This is a genomic window from Pararhodobacter sp. SW119 (genome assembly GCF_017811755.1).
Taxonomy (GTDB): domain Bacteria; phylum Pseudomonadota; class Alphaproteobacteria; order Rhodobacterales; family Rhodobacteraceae; genus Pararhodobacter.
The window spans coordinates 1-16,902 of the sequence record NZ_JADDJF010000021.1 but is presented as its reverse complement, the minus strand read 5'-3'; the positions used below and the strand labels follow the sequence as shown (position 1 = coordinate 16,902).

The window sequence follows — 16,902 nt, the reverse complement described above, 5'->3', positions numbered from 1 at the left end:
CGACTGTGGTCGCGTCGGCCCGGTCAGTTCTTTTCGACCAGCCGGTAGTAGACGAAGTCCGAGTTCGAGCCGTTGACGAAGCCCTGCACATTGTCGGCCATGGCGACCTGCTTGACCGCCTGGAACATGATCACGAAGGGCGCCTCGCGCTGCATCTCGCGCTGCAGTTCCAGATACATCTCGTTGCGGCGGTCGGTGTCCTGCTCGGCCAGCGCGGCCATGGTCAGCTCGTTGATCTCCTCGGGCGGCATCCAGGCGTTGCGCCAGGTCGTGGTCGAGACATAGGCGTCGTCCGAGTTGTCGGCGTTGTAGGCGAACGCCTTGGCGTTCGAATGCGGGTCCATGAAGTCCGGCCCCCAGTAGAGCAGCATCGCCTCGTGCGTGCGGGCGCGGTACTTGGTGATGACCTGCGCGCCGGTGCCCGGCAGGATCTCGAAGTTGATTCCGGCCTCGGCGAAGGTCTGCTGCAGCGACTGCGCCATGTCGTTGAAGGGGTTGGCGTTGATCACGTCCAGCGTGACGGTGATCGGCAGTTCCACCCCGCCTTCCTCGAGGATCTCGCGCGCACGCTCGGGGTCGTAGGTGAAGGGCGTGTCGGTCAGCGCGCCGGGGAAACCCGCGGGCCAGAACGCCTGATGCACCTGCATCTGCCCCTTGAGGAAGCTATCGGCCATCCCCTCGTAATCGACCAGATAGCGCGCGGCGTGCCAGAGAGCGGGATTGGTCAGGCTCTCGGTCTTCTGGTTGAAGGAGAACCAGTGGACGGCGGCCTGCGGGAAGGTCTCGATGCGGATGTCGTCATTGCCTTCCAGCCCCGCGACCTGGTCGGGCGTCAGGTTCTTGGCCATGTCCACATCGCCGGATTCCAGCAACAGCCGCTGGGTCGAGGCTTCGGCGACGTGGCGGATCAGGATCTGCTCCATCGCCGGGGCGCCGCCGAAATAGTCGGGGTTGGCGTCGAGCATCAGCACCTCGCCCGGGCGGAAGGTGCGCAGGGTGAAGGGGCCGGTGCCGGCGCTGTTCTGGTTGAGCCAGTCATGGCCCATGTCGCCGTCGACCTCGTGGCTCATGACGGTTTCCATGTCGACGACCGAAGCCGGGCGCGAGGCCAGCACGTTCATCACGAAGGACGGCGCATAGTCGCCTTCCCAGCGGATGGTCACGGTGTTGCCGTCGGCGGTCGCCATCTCGTCGATATTGTCGGCGTTCCAGCCGAGGTTGCCCAGGATGAACGCGGGCGCGCGGTCCAGCACCATGACGCGGCGCCAGCTGCCCACCACGTCTTCGGCCCGTAGCGGGTTGCCGGAATGGAAGGTCACGCCCTCGCGCAGGGTGAAGGTGATCGTGCGGTTCTCGGCGTCGATCTCCCATTCCGTTGCGAGGCCGGGGGCCAGCGTCTCGGTGTCGGTGGCGTCGTATTGCACCAGCTGGTCGTAGGTGTTGGTGACGTATTCGCCCGAGGAGAACTCGTAGGCCGTCGCCGGGTCGATGGTCACGATGTCGTCGATGTTCTGCGCGATGACCAGCGCGTTGTCGGGCGTCGCGGCCAGTGCCGGGGCGGTGGCCAGCGCCAGAAGGCTGACGGCCAGGGTGGTTCTCAGTAACTTCATGGTCCTCTCCTGTCTTCGGAAGGTGCGGCGGGTTGTCCCGCCTGGTTGCGGTCGGACGCGTTGCCGATGAGGCGCGGCGAGGTTCCGGTCCACAGAAGCCGGGCCGGGCCGGCGCCGACATTGGCGAAGGCATGCGGCGTATCGCCCATGAAATGCAGCGAATCGCCGGGATTGAGGTCGATCACCGCGTCGCCCAGGGTCTGGCGCAGGCAGCCGTCGAGGACGACGATCAACTCCTCGCCCGTGTGGCGGGTGAGTTCCGAGGCATAGCCTTCGGGGATGTGGATGATCAGCGACGAGAGCGTGCCGCCGGGCAGGCGCGTATCCAGCCGCTCGTACCCCAGCGAGCTGTCGGCGATGGAAAAGAGCACCCGCTCGCCCGCCCGTGTGACGGCGTCGGCGGGTTGCGGGGTGGCGACGAACCAGTCGATCTCGGCCTCCAGCGCGGTGGCGAGGCTGGCCAGCGTGCCCAGCGACGGTGTCGCCTTGTTGCGTTCCACCTGGCTGAGGAAACCGACCGAGATCCCGGCCTCGTCGGCCAAGGCCTGCAGCGTCAGACCGGCCTTGCGGCGCAATTCGCGGATGCGGCCGCCGAACTGCGGGGCCTGCGCGGCGGTCGCATCGGTCTGTCGCAGCAGTTCGGACATGACGCTCCTTGCTGGGCCTGCATCTTTCGGTCCCGAAGCTAGTAAAAAATTTTTGATCAGTCAAAGAAATTTTGATAGAGCCATGTCCAGCCCTCGCCCCGAACCCGCCCCGAGGAGGAGACGCATGGCCGACGCCCTTCGCCGGATTGGCCCCTTCGCCAGCCGCGCCGCGCCGCTTTTCTGGCTGGTGGTGACAGTCGCCTTCACCTTTCTCGGCCTGCTGGCGATCACCTTCGTGATTGGACGCGTCGTGCCGATCGACCCGGTGCTGGCCGTCGTCGGCGACCGCGCCAGCCGCGAGACCTACGAGGCCGCGCGGCTGGCGATGGGACTCGACGATCCGATGATCGTGCAGTTCGCCCGCTATGTCCTCGATGTGGTGCAGGGCGACCTTGGCCGCTCGGTCGGTACCGGCCGCCCGGTGGCCGAGGATCTGGCCCGCGTCTTTCCGGCGACGCTGGAAATGGCGACGCTGGGCATCATCATCGGGGTCGTCGTCGGGGTGCCGATGGGGGTGATCGCGGCGGCGCGGCAGGGGACGTGGATCGATCAGGTGATCCGCGTGCTGGGGCTGGCGGGCTATGCGATCCCCGCGTTCTGGTTGGGGCTGGTCGGTCTGGTGATCTTCTACGCCAAGTTCCGGCTGGTCGGCGGGCCGGGGCGGATCGACATCTTCATGGACGGGATGGTGCCGGTGCGCACCGGGCTTTTGCTGATCGACAGCCTGATCGCGGGCGACATGCGGGCCTTCCGCTCCGCCTTCTCGCATATCGTGCTGCCGGCGACGATCCTGGGGTTCTTCAGTCTGGCCTACATCGCCCGGATGACCCGCAGCTTCATGCTGGAGCAGTTGGGTCAGGAATACATCATCACCGCGCGGGTCAAGGGCGCGCCGGAGCGCGTGATCATCTGGCGCCACGCCTTCCGCCCCATCCGGGTACAGCTGATCACGGTGATCGGGCTCAGCTACGCGGGGCTGCTGGAAGGGTCGGTGATGATCGAGACGGTGTTTTCCTGGCCCGGGATCGGGAACTACCTGACCACGGCGCTGCTGAACGCGGACATGAACGCGGTTCTGGGCGCGACGCTGGTGATCGGCGCGGTCTTCATCGGCATCAACAAGGGGTCGGACCTGCTCTACCGGCTGCTCGACCCGAGGGCGCGCGCATGAACGTCCTGTCCCGCGACTGGCTGCTCAGCGAGGACCCCGAGACGCGGGCACAGGCGAAGCTGGGGCAGTTCTACCGCGTGGTGCGCGCGCTGTCGCGCAACCCGCTGGCGATGGTGGGGCTGGCGATCATCATAGCTTTGTTGCTGGTCGCCGCCTTCGCGTCCTGGATCGCGCCCTATTCGCCGTTTGAGGGCAGCCTGCAGAACCGACTGCAGCCGCCGTCTGTCGCGCACTGGATGGGCACGGACGAGCTGGGCCGCGACATCTACAGCCGGGTGATCCACGGCGCGCGCATCACGCTGATGATCGTGCTGCTGGTGGCGGTGATCGCGGCGCCACTGGGGCTGATCGTCGGCGCGGTGTCGGGCTATTTCGGCGGCTGGGTGGACCGGGTGCTGATGGGGGTGACCGATGTCTTCCTGTCGATGCCGCGGCTGATCCTGGCGCTGGCCTTCGTCGCGGCCCTGGGCCCGGGGATCGAGAATGCGGTCATCGCCATCGCCATCACCGCCTGGCCCGTCTACGCCCGCATCGCGCGGGCCGAGACGCTGACCTTTCGCACCGCCGAGTTCATCGCCGCGGTGCAGATGCAGGGCGCCAGCCACGCCCGCGTCATATGGCGGCATGTCATCCCGCTTTGCCTCTCCTCGACCATCGTCCGGGTGACGCTGGACATGGCGGGCATCATTCTCACCGCGGCGGGCTTGGGCTTTCTGGGCCTCGGCGCGCAGCCGCCGATGCCGGAATGGGGGGCGATGATCTCGCGCGGGCGGGCCTTCATCCTCGACCAGTGGTGGGTCGCGACCATGCCGGGCTTCGCCATCGTCATCGTGTCGCTCGGCTTTTGCCTCTTCGGGGACGGGCTGCGCGACGTGCTCGACCCCAAGCAGAAGGTGAAATCATGAGCCTGCTGCGCGTCGAGAACCTGCGCGTCCGGTTTCCGACCGATCAGGGCGAGGTCGAGGTGGTGAAGGGTCTGAGTATCGATCTGGGGCGCGAGCGGCTAGGGATCGTGGGCGAAAGCGGGTCGGGCAAGTCGATGACCGGGCGCGCGCTGATGGGGCTGATCGGCCCGCCGGGGCGGGTGACAGCGGACCGGCTGGAGTTCGACGGGATCGACCTGCGCGGGCTGTCCGAATCCGGCTTTCGTAAGCTGCGCGGGGCACGCATGTCGATGGTCATGCAGGACCCCAAGTTCAGCCTCAATCCCGTCATCCGCATCGGCGAGCAGATCGGCGAGGCACTGCAGTTCCACCAGCGCCTGCCCGCCCGCGCCCGCCGCCGCGCGGTGATGGAGGTGCTGGAGGCCGTGCGCATCAACGACCCCGAGCGCGTCTACCGGCTGTACCCGCACGAGGTGTCGGGCGGGATGGGCCAGCGGGTGATGATCGCCATGATGGTGGTGCTGCAGCCCGACCTGATGATCGCGGATGAACCCACCTCGGCGCTGGATGTCTCGGTCCGCGCGACGGTGCTGGAGATCCTGGACGATCTGGTGCGCCGGCGGGGGATGGGGCTGATCCTGATCAGCCACGACCTCGACATGGTGGCGCGCTGGTGCGACCGGATCCTGGTCATGTATGCCGGCAAGGTGGTCGAGGAATGCGCGGCCGGCGATCTGCACGCGGCGACCCATCCCTACACGCGCGGCCTCCTCGCCTCGGTCCCGCAACTGAACGAGACGCGCACGCGCCTGCCGGTGCTGGACCGCGACGCCATCGGGGCCGGCACATGATCGGGATCGAGGATCTGACGGTCTCCTTCAACGGCACGCCCGTGGTGCATGGCGTCAGCTTTCAGGTGGGCCGGGGCGAAAGCTTCGCGCTGGTGGGCGAATCCGGGTCGGGCAAGTCGACGATCCTGAAGGCGATCGCCGGTCAGGCGCATGAATGGACCGGCAGCATCCGCGTCGGTGGCGACGCAATGGGCCGGCGGCGCGATGCGGCCTTCGTGCGCCGCGTGCAGATGGTGTTTCAGGATCCCTACGGCTCGCTCCATCCGCGGCGCACGGTCGACGATACGCTGTCGGAGCCGCTGGCGGTGCACCGTATCGCCGGGCGCGACGGCAAGGTTCTGGCGATGCTCGATGCCGTCGGCCTGTCGCGCCGGTTCCGGTTTCGCCTGCCGCACCAGCTGTCAGGCGGCCAGCGCCAGCGCGTCGCCATCGCCCGCGCCCTGATGCTGGAGCCGGGGGTGCTGCTGCTCGACGAACCGACCTCGGCGCTGGACGTGTCGGTGCAGGCCGAGATCCTGAACCTGCTCGCCGACCTGCGCGCCGAACGCGGGCTGACCTACCTGCTGGTGACGCACGACCTGCCCATCGTCTCCTTCCTCTGCGACCGGTTGGGCGTGCTGCGTTTGGGCCGGCTGGAGGAAATCAGCGAGGTTGCCGAACTCCGCACAGGGCAGTTGTACAGCGCCTATGGCCGCGAACTGGTCGCGCGCAGCGCCGGGGGCTAGACCAGCGCGCGGGCAGGCTGCTTGACATCCGCAGCTTCCTGCGGCCGGTTGGGGCCGCGTCGCCGCGGGCGGCGCGAAGATGCAATGGCAAAGGCGGACAGATGAGCGATCTCGACCGGGTGCTTGCCCATATCGACACCAACCGCGACAGCTATGTCGACCGGCTGTGCGACTACGTGCGGCATCCCAGCATCAGCGCGCACGACATCGGCATCCGCGAGGTCGCGGCGATGCTGGTCGAAAAGCTTCGGGAACTGGGAATGGAGGCCGAGGCGGTGCCGACCGCGGGTCATCCGATGGTGCTGGGCCGGCGGTCGGACGTGCCGGGCGCGCCGACGGTGCTGCTTTACGGCCACTACGACGTCCAGCCCCCCGACCCGCTGGAGGCCTGGATCAGCCCGCCCTTCGAGCCGACGATCCGCGATGGGCGGCTTTTTGCCCGTGGTGCCGGTGACAACAAGGGCCAGCATTTCGCCCAGCTTCTGGCAATCGAGGCGCATCTGGCGGTCCACGGCAAGCTGCCCTGCAACGTCATCGTCCTGCTGGAAGGCGAGGAGGAGATCGGCAGCCCGCGCATCGCCGAATTCGTGCGCGACAATGCCGACCGGCTGAAGGCCGATCTGGTGGTCACCGCCGACGGGCCGCTGCACGCGTCGGGCCGGCCCATCGTCACCTTCGGGGTGCGCGGCATGGCGGGGTTCGACCTGGTCGTGCGCACCGGGCGCACGGATGCGCACTCGGGCAACCACGGCGGCACGATGCCCAACGCGATCTGGACGCTGGTGCATCTGCTGTCGACGATGAAGGCGCCCGACGGCCGGATCACCCTCGACGGGCTGCACGATCCGATCGTGCCGCCCGGCCCGGCCGAACGCGACGCCGCCGCCGCGCTGCCCGTCGACGCGCCGGGCTACCTGGCCGAGATGGGGCTGGAGAGGCTCGACGCGCCCGCCGACCGGCCCTTCCACGACCGATTGATGTTCCACCCGACGCTGACGATCAACGGCCTGCACGGCGGCTACGACGGACCCGGGTCGAAGACCGTGCTGCCCTGCGCGGCGGTGGCGAAATGCGACATTCGCCTCGTGCCCGACATGACGCCCGATCAGGTGCTCGACTGCGTGCGCGCCCATGTCGCCCGCCACGCGCCGGAGGTCGAGGTGATCGGGCGTGGCGGCATGCTGCCGTCGCGCACGCCCATCGATTCGCGCTTCACCGCGCCGATTGTCGAGGCGATCCGCACCGCGCGCGGAGAGGACCCTTACCTCTACCCGTCGATGGGCGGCAGTCTGCCGGATTACGTGTTCACCAAGACGCTGGGCCTGCCGGCCTTCGTCACGCCCTATGCCAATGCTGACGAGGCCAACCACGCCCCGAACGAGAACATCGAGTTGAAGCTTTTTCACGCCGGTATCCGCACCGGTGCTGCGCTGCTGGATCGGCTGGGGGCGATGCGGGCGGGGGGCTGATCCCCCGCCCGCCGATGCGCAGGCTCAGCCCACGCTTCTTTGTGCGCGGGCGTCAGCCCGCGACGCGGTCCCAGAACCGCAGATCGCGGCAGGCGGTGGCAAAGGTCTTCGCGTCCGCGTCACCCGACAGCGTGACCATGCCGCCGTCGCGGTCGCTGACGCCGGCCGCGTCGAAGAGGGCCTCGGCCTCGGGCGTCAGGGCGATGAACTTGGCATGCGCGAAGGCATCGGCGGCGAAGCACTTCGCCGGGTGCATTCCCTTCAGCTTCTCTGCCCCCTCGGCCGTCGCCAGCACCGCGACCGCGTCGTAGACGACCGAGGGCGCGCCGTCGATTTTCTGGTCCGCCGCGACCTTCTTGCCGCCCGCGGTGGTGACCCCGCCCACCTCGGGGGCGATCTTCTCGACCATGCCGCCCTCGGCCTCGATGGCGGCGGTCAGCGCCTCCAGCAGGGCGCCGTCGATCCCGTCGGTCATCAGCACGCCCAGCTTGCGCCCCTTGAAGCTGCCCGGCCCGTTCTTGAGGATCGACAGCGGGTCCGAGGGTTTGAGGTCCGTTCTCGGCTTGACCGCCGGCGCGTGCGCGGGGGGCACCTTTTCCATGCCCAGCCCCTTTGCCACCTTCTGCGCCAGGTCCTTGTCGATATTCGGCAGATGCGCCACGACCCGTTCGCGGATGGCGACGGTTTCGACCTTGGACAGCTCGAAGACCAGCGCATCGGCCAGATGCCCCTGCTCGACCTTGGTCTGGCTGATGTAGAACTGCCGCGCTTGGCTGTAGTGATCGGCGAAGCTTTCGGGCCTGAGCTTGCGCTTCTCGCCCTCGACCGTCTCGGGGAACGACCGATACCCGCCCTTGGCGTCGGCGCGCGGGCCGCCCTCGGCCCAGCTGTTCGGTTCGTAGTTCGCGCGCCCCTTGATCCCGCGCGTCTGCATGTGCCCGTCCTGCTGGAAATGGTGCATCGGGCAGCGCGGCGCGTTGATCGGGATATGGGTGAAGTTGGGCCCGCCCAGGCGCTTCAACTGCGTGTCGAGATACGAGAAGTTGCGCCCCTGCAGCAGCGGGTCGTTGGTGAAGTCGATCCCCGGCACGATGTTCTGCGTGCAGAAGGCGACCTGCTCCGTCTCGGCAAAGAAATTGTCGACGACGCGATCCAGCACCAGCCGGCCGACAACGCGCAGCGGCACCTCTTCCTCGGGGATGATCTTGGTGGGGTCGAGGATGTCGAAATCGAACCGGTCGGCGAACTCGTCGTCGAAAAGCTGCACGCCCAGCTCCCATTCCGGGTAGTCGCCCGTCTGGATGGCGTCCCACAGGTCGCGGCGGTGGAAATCCGGGTCGGCGCCGTTGATCTTCACCGCCTCGTCCCAGAGGACCGATTGCAGCCCCTGCTTGGGCTTCCAGTGGAACTTGACGAAGGTGCTCTTGCCGTCCGCGTTGACGAAGCGGAAGCTGTGCACGCCGAAGCCTTCCATGAAACGGAACGACCGCGGGATCGTCCGGTCCGACATCTGCCACATGACCATGTGCATCGATTCCGGCATCAGCGAGATGAAGTCCCAGAAATTGTCATGCGCCGACTGCGCCTGCGGAAAGCCGCGGTCGGGCTCGTCCTTGACCGAATGCACCAGGTCGGGGAACTTCATCGCGTCCTGGATGAAGAAGACGGGGATGTTGTTGCCGACGATGTCCCAGTTGCCCTCTTCGGTATAAAGCTTGACGGCGAAGCCGCGCACGTCGCGGGCCAGATCCATCGAGCCCTTGTTGCCCGCGACAGTGGAAAACCGCACGAAGGCCGGCACGCGATTGCCCTTCTTCTGGAAAAGATGCGCGGCGGTGATGTCAGCCAGCGCGTCGGTCACCTCGAAATAGCCATGCGCGCCGTAGCCGCGGGCGTGGACCACGCGTTCGGGGATGCGTTCGTGGTCGAAATGGAAGATCTTCTCGCGCATGGCGAAGTCTTCCAGCAGCGCCGGGCCGCGGGGGCCGGCGCGCAGCGTGTTCTGGTTGTCCGACACGGGCGCGCCCTGTGCCGTGGTCAGGCGGGTGCCGCCCTCGGGGGTCTGGTGGATTTCGCCTCCCGCCCCGCGTTCGGCGTCGCGCTCGACGGTGTCGTTGCTGCGCTGGGTGTCGGCGGTGGGGTGAAAGATCGGCTCGTCGGCGGGCATGGGGGCTCTCCTCTGTGCGGGGCGCCGGGCTTGGCTCGGGCACTGCGGGCCGTCGCCGGACATCGCAGGGCAGCGCGTCCTGCCTCCCGGGCACCCCGAAGGGAATGTCTGCGGCGCGCTGAACCTTCAACCGGCGAAGCGGGCGGTGGTTCCTTGCCCGCCCCCGTCAGCCCCCGGCCCGCGCGAGCGACAGCCGATGCGCCAGCGCCAGGTCCTGCGCCAGCGCCTGTTGTGCAGCGTCGCGGCCGGCCGGGTCGGGGTTGCGCAACACATGCGCCGGGTGCAGCGTCGGCACGAAAACCGCACCGTCGGGCAGCGCCTCGGCCCGCCCGCGCCGCGCCATCAGCCGCGTGCCCGAGCCGCTGATCGCCATCGCCGCGACCGCGCCCAGCCCCAGGATCACGCGGGGGCGCACCAGCCGGCGCTCCAGGTCCAGCCACCAGCGGCAATGCTCGACATGGCCTGCATCGGGATTCTGGTGCAGCCGCCGCTTGCCGCGCGGCTGGAAGCGGAAATGCTTGATCGCGTTGGTCAGGTAGACGGTGGCGCGGTCGATCCCGTTGGTCGCCAGCGCGCGGTCCAGCACCTGCCCCGCCGGGCCGACGAAGGGGCGACCGCGCAGATCCTCGGCATCGCCGGGCGCCTCGCCCACGATCATCAGCGCGGCATCTTCCGGCCCCTCGCCCCAGACGGTCTGCGTCGCAGGACCGTGGAGCGGGCAGCGGGCGCAGTCGCGCGCCGCCTGTGCGGCCTCGGCCAGGGTTGCCGGGGCGCCCGCACGGGCCGGCAAGGCGGCGCGGGCCCGGGCGGCGCGCGCCTGCCAGGCCGGCGGCGCCGCGGAGGCGGCGGCGGCGTGCATCCGCGCCACGGCCTCGGGCGCGCCGCGCACCAGGTCGGGGATGATCTGCGCTTCGGGCAGGTTCTTCCAGTACTTCACCGGCATCTCGGACTGCATCGCCCGGGTGTTCAGCCGCGCCGGGTTGAAGATCGCGGCGAAATAGGTCCGCCATAGATCCTCGGTCGCATCGCGGGCCTCGGGCGGCGGCGCCTCGGTCGGATGGCAGGCGAGGTTGCCCGCCTGAAAGACCAGCGTGACCTCCGGCGTTGCGATCGCCCAGTCCATGTCGCCGAAGCGGCGCGCGAAGAAAGGGCCGGTGGCCTCGGCAATCGGATGCTCGGGCTCGAACCAGGCGCAGAAACGCCGGCGCGCGCCATCCTGCGGCACTTCGCGGAAGCGCACGAAGGCGTGCATCTTGTGGATGTCGCGCCGCACCGCCGATCCCATCGCCAGCAGACGCCGCATCGCGGGGTCAGAACGGTCGCCCCAGCGCAGGCTGCCGGTTGAGAGCCGCAGCACCGCCGCATGCCCCAGCGCGAACCGTTCCGGGTCGCGGTGCAGCATCGCCTGTTCCAGCCCCGCCACGGCCTCGCGCGAAAGCCGGATCGGCTGGGCGCGGGCGGGGGCGGCGGGCAGGGCCGACAGCAGGTCGGGCTGGGCGCTGCCCACCGACCAGGTCACGGCCTCGGGTGGGGTGCCCGCCGCGGCCAGCCGGCGCACCGCGGCGCGCCAGGCGCCGACGGTGCCGACGACCGGCAGCACCTCCACCGCCATCAGAAGAGCGCCAGTTGCTCGGGCGGCGGGGCGAAGCGGGCGCGCAGGCTTTCGGCGTCGAGCATCCCGCGCGGCGTCCAGCCCGGCAGCGTGACGAAGGCGCGCGCCCGGCCCATCGCCGCGCCCATCGCCTGCAGATCCTCGAACCGCAGCGCGCCGTGGCGGCGCGCGGCAAGGATGCGCTGCACCGTCTTCGTGCCGAACCCCGGCACGCGCAACAGCACCTCGCGCGCGGCGCGGTTCACGTCGACCGGAAACGCCGCGCGATGCGAGAGCGCCCAGGCCAGCTTGGGGTCGATCTCCAGATCCAGCATGCCCGAGCGTCCCGCGATCTCGGGCGCGTCGAACCCGTAGAACCGCATCAGCCAGTCGGCCTGATAGAGCCGGTGTTCGCGCCTCAGCGGCGGCGCGGCCAGCGGCAGCCGGGCCGAGGGGTCGGGGATCGGCGAGAAAGCCGAGTAATAGACCCGCGACAGCTTGTAGCCGGCATAGAGCGTGGCGCTGCTTTGCAGGATCGTCGCATCGTCCGCCCCGTCCGCGCCGACGATCATCTGCGTCGAATGCCCGGCCGGCGCAAAGCGCGCGGGTCGCTTTCCGGTATGGCTGCGCTCGCGCGCCGCGGCCCGCAGGACCGAGACATCGGCCATCGCCCGCCGGATCTGGCGCGGGTCCTTTTCGGGCGCCAGTTCCGCCATGCCCGCCGGCGTCGGCAGTTCCACGTTGATCGACAGCCGGTCGGCATACCGCCCGGCCTCCTCGACCAGCAGGGGGTCGGCGTCGGGGATGGTCTTCAGGTGGATGTAGCCGCGAAATCGCTCGCGCTCGCGCAGGGTGCGGGCGATCTGGACCATGTCGGCCATCGTGTCGTCGGGCGAGCGGATGATGCCCGAGGACAGGAACAACCCCTCGATATAATTCCGCCGGTAGAACTCGACTGTCAGTTTCACGACCTCCTCGACCGTGAAGCGCGCGCGCTCGACCCCGGATGAAGCGCGATTGATGCAATAGGCGCAATCGTAGATGCAGAAATTCGTCATCAGGATCTTCAGCAGGCTGATGCACCGCCCGTCTGGCGCATAGGCGTGGCAGATCCCCGACCCGGTGGTCGATCCCAGCCCGTCGCCCTGGCGCGACCCCCGCCGCTCGCCCCCGCTCGACGCGCAGGAGGCGTCGTACTTGGCCGCATCGGCCAGGATTTCCAGTTTCTGGGGAAGGGTGCGCTTGACCATATGTTCTTCATATGTTCACGCCGCGCCGATGACAAGTTTTCCGCCGCGTTCCTGCGCTCACGAGTCGGAGAGCGGGGGCGCCACCTTGTCGGCCATGACGGCTTCGCGTTCGCCCATCGGCCGGTCGGGACCGACGGTGGAGTCCTGCGCGGTTTGGTGCTCGATCTCGGCATTGATCTCGGCCCCGACGATCAAGACGATGGAGTTGAGCCAGAACCACATCATCGCCACGATCACCGCGCCCAGCGATCCGTAGGTGTCCCCGTAAGCCGCGAAATTCGCCGTGTAGAACGAAAATCCGGCCGAGACCGCGATCATCCCCACCGCCGCGACCATCGCGCCCGGCGTGATCCAGCGCCATTTCGCCGACCGCCGGTCGGGGCCGAAGCGGTAGAGCACCGCCAGTGTCAGGATCAGAAGCGCCGCCATCACCGGCCAGCGCCCCCACATCAGCACCGCATCGCGCAGCCCGCTGCCGGGAAACAACGCCACCACGGCCGGCACCACCGCGCTCAGCGCGATCAGCACCGCCACCAGCGCCATGCCGCCCAGCGTCATCGACATCGCCACCAGGTTCCGCTTCACGAAGCTGCGCGCCTCCTGCTCGTCATAGGCGACGTTCATCGCCTCGATCAGGCCCTTCACGCCGCCATTCGCGCTCCAGAACGCGATCAGGAGCGCGATGATCGAGGTCAGTGTCAGCGTGCCCGGCTCGACCGACAGCAGCCGGTCCAACTGGTCCGAGATCAGCGTCATCATCTCCGGCGGCACCGCCCCCTCGACCCCGTCGAGCAGGCGCGTGACACTCCCGCGGTCGGCGAACAGGCCGTAGAGCGCGACAAAGGCGGTCAGCAGCGGCACCAGCGACAGGATGACGTAGAAGGTGACCCCGCCGGCGACGATCAGCACCCGGTCGCGCGCGATCTCGTCCTTCACCCGCCACAGGATCGCGCGCCAGGCAGGGGGCGGCAGTTGCGTGGGCGCGCGCGCATCCGTGCCGCGCGCGGCGTCCGCCTCCGTTCCGGAAGCGTCGCTTGGCCTGTCCTGCGATTGTCCTGCTGCCGTCATCCTGATCCTGTCTCGACACCCGGAATGCGGCCTGTCGCGCGCATTACCCGGTCAGTTCACGACCAACCCGCGACGCACGCGCCAGGTTCCGCCGATGGCCGCCGACCGTGGGAACGCCAAGGCCATTCGGGGCGTTGAATTTCCCAAAGGGCGCATCCGCCGACCCTTGACGCGACACAGGAGAGAGCCATGAGAACCCCTGACCAGACCACCGACCACGCGCCCGATGTACCGGGTCCGATCACCACCTCCAGCGGCACCAACGCCGATCACAGCCGCCTGATTTCGGGCAGCCGGGTCCAGGGCACCACCGTCTACAGCCCCGCGGGCGAGGAACTCGGCCAGATCGACGACGTGATGATCGATCCGACGTCGGGCCGGATCGTCTATGGCGTGCTGCAATTCGGCGGGTTCATGGGCATGGGCTCGGACTATCACCCGATCCCCTTTGCCCGCCTGCAGTACGACAGCGCGCGCGAAGGCTACACGACCGACCTGACGAAAGAGCAGCTGGAAAACGCGCCGCGCCACGACGACGACTGGTACCACGACCGCGAATGGCAGGAACGCTCGCACCAGCATTACGGCGTTTCGCCCTACTGGCTCTGACGCCGCTTGACACCTCCAGCGACTGAACCGCGGCCCGCTGCGACTTGGTGGGCCAGAGGGGCCGGTGCCCGCGCGCCGGCCCCCGGCCCGTGCCGAACGCGCCGGTCGGGGGTGCCTTCGCGCCAAAGGTCAGGGCGTGCCGGTGTCGCTTAGCGAAAGTTTAAGCGCGCCGCCCCTAAAACGGGCCCATTCAACGCGGAAAAGGCGATCTTCCTTCATGAACGAGAACGGATTGAACGAGGCCGCCGCGAATGTCGCGACCGGCCTGCAGCGCCCGGCTTTGGCCCCGGTCTGGCTTGCGGTCCTCGTCGGCTGCCTCGACCTGCCGGTATTTGCCGCCGCATTTTGGTTCGCCCAATATGCCGCTCTGCCGGCGCCAGGCTTCGATCCGCGCGCCGCGGCGGGGGCGGCGCTGATCGTTGCGGCCGTGGCGACGGGGCTGCTGGCGCTGGGGGGCGGCTACGCGCCGGACCTGTTGCGCAGGCCCTGGCGCGCGATCCTGCGGACGGCATTGGCCCTGGCGCCAGCGGTCCTGGTGGCCGCATTCCTGCTGGCCCAGGGCGAGCCGTCCGATCTTCTAGGCGCCGCGGCTCTAGCGCTGGCCGCTGGCGTGATCCCCCTGCGCGTCGTCGAATCCCACGTCGTCGCCTGGATCGTCGACACCGGCTTGATCCAGCGCCGCGCCGTCATCGCCGGGGGCGGCGAACATGCCGAACGGCTGATCCGCGGACTGGCCGCGCGCAGCGGCACCGACGTGCGCCTCTACGGGATCTTCGACGACCGCGACGATCTGCGCTCGCCGCCGCAGGTCCTCGGGGTGCCGAAGATCGGCGACTACGACGATCTGGTCGGCTTCATCCGGCGCTCCGAGGTCGACATGGTGATCATCTCCCTGCCGCTCGACGCCGAGGAGCGGATCAACTGGCTGCTCGCCAAGCTGAAGGTCCTGCCGGTCGAGGTGCGGCTCTCGGCCTTCAGCGCCGACTACGCCTTTCCGCCCAGCACGCGCGACCCGCTGATCTCGGCCATCCGCGGCACCTTCGCCCCGGAACGGCGGCTGATGAAGCGGGCCTTCGACATCGTCTTTGCCACCCTCGCCCTGCTGCTCGTCTGGCCGGTGATGCTGGCCGCGGCGATCGCGATCCGGCTGGAATCCGGCGGCCCGGTGTTCTTCCGGCAGAAGCGGCACGGCTACAACGACCGCGTCATCGACGTGCTGAAGTTCCGCTCGATGTACCCCGAGGCGATGGACCCCACCGCGCGCCGCGTCGTCACCCGCCATGACCCGCGGGTCACGCGCGTCGGCCGGATCCTGCGGCGGAGCTCCATCGACGAGCTGCCGCAACTCTTCAACGTCCTGCGCGGCGGGCTCTCGATGGTCGGACCCCGCCCCCACGCCATCGACGCGCTGTCCAGCCGGCAGGAGCGTTTTACCAATATCGTCGACGACTACTCCGCCCGCCACCGCCTGCCGCCGGGGATCACCGGATGGGCGCAGATCCACGGCCACCGCGGCGAAGTCGACGTCCCCGGCAAACTGCGCGACCGGTTCGAGCACGACCTCTACTATATCGAGAACTGGTCGATCTGGCTGGACCTGAAGATCCTCTTGCGCACCCCGCTGAGCCTGGTGCGCAATCCCATGGCGTACTAAACTAGGCTCGAGCTAAGGCTAGGCGCCGCAGGTCTTTTCCCCTCGACTGACCGGCATTTGCGTTCGGACAGGGCCGTGTCTTTGCCCGATTGGAAACTGCATCATGCTTGCCCCGCGAACATGCTCCTGGCCTAAAGCTCGCTCCAGTCGCGCACGGCCACACGTTCGCGCATCGCAGCCATCGATTGCTCCAGCGCATTGCCCATTGAGATGTCCTCGCGCGGTTCCGGCTGGCGAAGCGTAGCCCCCGATCCGCCGTCAGGCGCCTGCTTGATCCAGTTCAGAATCTCGTCGAACTCCCCAGGTCGAATCATGAACTGCGTCGGGTCTACGCGTGTCTCGCCTTCGAGCGGCTTGTCTCCAAAGACCGCATTGATCTTCTTGCGAAACGCGTCTTGATCGAATTTCTGCCCTGACCGCGTTCCGATCGTGGACTTTGGCAGCGTGTACCTGAGGGCAGCTGCCCGAGATTGCTCTTCCGCCGTCGGTTGACGGGTATGCTTGTACTCGGCCATGTATTTCTGTTGCGCAATACCCGGCGTGCGCTCGACGATCTGCCGGCTCCAACCCGGTACCTTGCCCAGCCAGGATTCCATCCGTTCAGCCTGCTTGTTTCCACGCTCTTCGATATACCGCGTGCGAATTCCCAGCAGAGCGGGCACTTCGATCATCCCGCTTCGCATTCCGAGGATAGAACAGCTATGATAATTCTGTGCGAAGTACGCCCAAAGGCCAAGCTGATCTCGCCGGGTCGGCTTGCCGTCAAAAGCGTCCTTCCAACCCTGGTCGTCCCAGAAAGCGACCAGGCTGGGAGAGGTCTTGAGGCCGATATCGTCGCCAACGGCAACCGGGATGATGTCGGTTTCCGCGCGGATCTTGTCCGCCAGGAGTCGCCAGGTGAGGATGGAAGTGAAGTGATGCGCCTTCTGCAGATGCGGTGCGCCGCGCTTCGCGAACAGGAATACATACCGCTTGTTCGGCGAGAAACCCTTGCGGTGCAACCATAGGCGCACCGGCAGTTCCCTGTCCAATGACCAGAATTTCCGGAGCTCACCTTGCAGCCTCCCGGCCCCGTCGCCAGCGCTCTGGAAGGCGCTTCCGATAGCATAGGTACCACCCGAAACTCGCTCGAAGCGGATTCCATCTTCGACGAGATTGTGCTGTCAGACCAATGCGAACCAGTCTCAGAAACCCCCACCCTGATCC

The 16,902-nt window shown here is 68.1% G+C and carries 14 protein-coding genes; 7 read left to right on the top strand and 7 right to left on the bottom strand.

Annotated elements, in window-relative coordinates; genetic code table 11:
- Positions 1-23 precede the first annotated feature (23 nt).
- Together IM708_RS12845 and IM708_RS12840 are read right to left on the bottom strand one after the other, a co-directional pair.
- Positions 24-1,610: an ABC transporter substrate-binding protein gene (locus IM708_RS12845; RefSeq protein ID WP_209426974.1), complete on the bottom strand. Its 1,587-nt coding sequence runs from the start codon at positions 1,608-1,610 to the stop codon at positions 24-26.
- Positions 1,607-2,257: an XRE family transcriptional regulator gene (locus IM708_RS12840; protein WP_209426973.1), complete on the bottom strand. Its 651-nt coding sequence runs from the start codon at positions 2,255-2,257 to the stop codon at positions 1,607-1,609. The genes IM708_RS12845 and IM708_RS12840 overlap by 4 nt, the downstream gene beginning before the upstream one ends.
- Before the next feature lie 124 nt (positions 2,258-2,381).
- Here IM708_RS12840 and IM708_RS12835 point away from each other — a divergent pair, with 124 nt between their 5' ends.
- From IM708_RS12835 to IM708_RS12815, 5 genes are all read left to right on the top strand, one after another.
- Positions 2,382-3,428: an ABC transporter permease gene (locus IM708_RS12835; protein WP_209426972.1), complete on the top strand. Its 1,047-nt coding sequence runs from the start codon at positions 2,382-2,384 to the stop codon at positions 3,426-3,428.
- Positions 3,425-4,333, top strand: a complete 909-nt coding sequence (locus IM708_RS12830; protein WP_209426971.1) for an ABC transporter permease — start codon at positions 3,425-3,427, stop codon at positions 4,331-4,333. Before IM708_RS12835 ends, IM708_RS12830 begins: the two co-directional genes overlap by 4 nt.
- Positions 4,330-5,163, top strand: coding sequence for an ABC transporter ATP-binding protein (locus tag IM708_RS12825; RefSeq protein WP_209426970.1), 834 nt, complete (start codon positions 4,330-4,332; stop codon positions 5,161-5,163). The genes IM708_RS12830 and IM708_RS12825 overlap by 4 nt, the downstream gene beginning before the upstream one ends.
- Positions 5,160-5,888, top strand: coding sequence for an ABC transporter ATP-binding protein (locus IM708_RS12820; protein WP_209426969.1), 729 nt, complete (start codon positions 5,160-5,162; stop codon positions 5,886-5,888). Before IM708_RS12825 ends, IM708_RS12820 begins: the two co-directional genes overlap by 4 nt.
- Positions 5,889-5,989: 101 nt before the next feature.
- The gene (locus tag IM708_RS12815; protein ID WP_209426968.1) at positions 5,990-7,357 is read left to right on the top strand and encodes a M20/M25/M40 family metallo-hydrolase; all 1,368 of its coding nucleotides are present in this window, start codon (positions 5,990-5,992) and stop codon (positions 7,355-7,357) included.
- A gap of 52 nt (positions 7,358-7,409) precedes the next feature.
- On the opposite strand, the gene IM708_RS12810 is transcribed toward IM708_RS12815, so the two are convergent.
- The 4 genes from IM708_RS12810 to IM708_RS12795 all read right to left on the bottom strand — a co-directional run bounded on the left by IM708_RS12810 (position 7,410) and on the right by IM708_RS12795 (position 13,433).
- A complete protein-coding gene (locus IM708_RS12810) occupies positions 7,410-9,524 on the bottom strand; it encodes a catalase (protein WP_209426967.1) in 2,115 nt (704 codons plus the stop codon).
- A 166-nt stretch (positions 9,525-9,690) separates the two neighbouring features.
- On the bottom strand, positions 9,691-11,136 hold the full coding sequence (locus IM708_RS12805; protein WP_209426966.1) for a UdgX family uracil-DNA binding protein: 1,446 nt from the start codon (positions 11,134-11,136) through the stop codon (positions 9,691-9,693).
- Positions 11,136-12,365, bottom strand: coding sequence for a putative DNA modification/repair radical SAM protein (locus IM708_RS12800; RefSeq protein WP_209426965.1), 1,230 nt, complete (start codon positions 12,363-12,365; stop codon positions 11,136-11,138). Before IM708_RS12800 ends, IM708_RS12805 begins: the two co-directional genes overlap by 1 nt.
- 57 nt (positions 12,366-12,422) lie before the next feature.
- Positions 12,423-13,433 carry a YihY/virulence factor BrkB family protein gene (locus tag IM708_RS12795; protein WP_209426964.1) on the bottom strand — a complete coding sequence of 337 codons (1,011 nt, stop codon included), beginning with the start codon at positions 13,431-13,433 and terminating at the stop codon, positions 12,423-12,425.
- Between the two features lie 189 nt (positions 13,434-13,622).
- Between IM708_RS12795 and IM708_RS12790 the strand changes: the two genes are divergently transcribed.
- Together IM708_RS12790 and IM708_RS12785 are read left to right on the top strand one after the other, a co-directional pair.
- Positions 13,623-14,042, top strand: a complete 420-nt coding sequence (locus tag IM708_RS12790) for a PRC-barrel domain-containing protein (protein ID WP_209426963.1) — start codon at positions 13,623-13,625, stop codon at positions 14,040-14,042.
- A 217-nt stretch (positions 14,043-14,259) separates the two neighbouring features.
- Positions 14,260-15,696 carry an exopolysaccharide biosynthesis polyprenyl glycosylphosphotransferase gene (locus tag IM708_RS12785; protein WP_209426962.1) on the top strand — a complete coding sequence of 479 codons (1,437 nt, stop codon included), beginning with the start codon at positions 14,260-14,262 and terminating at the stop codon, positions 15,694-15,696.
- Between the two features lie 131 nt (positions 15,697-15,827).
- Here the strand turns inward: IM708_RS12785 and IM708_RS12780 are convergent, their stop codons facing one another.
- A complete protein-coding gene (locus IM708_RS12780) occupies positions 15,828-16,727 on the bottom strand; it encodes a hypothetical protein (RefSeq protein ID WP_209426961.1) in 900 nt (299 codons plus the stop codon).
- Positions 16,728-16,902: the final 175 nt, after the last annotated feature.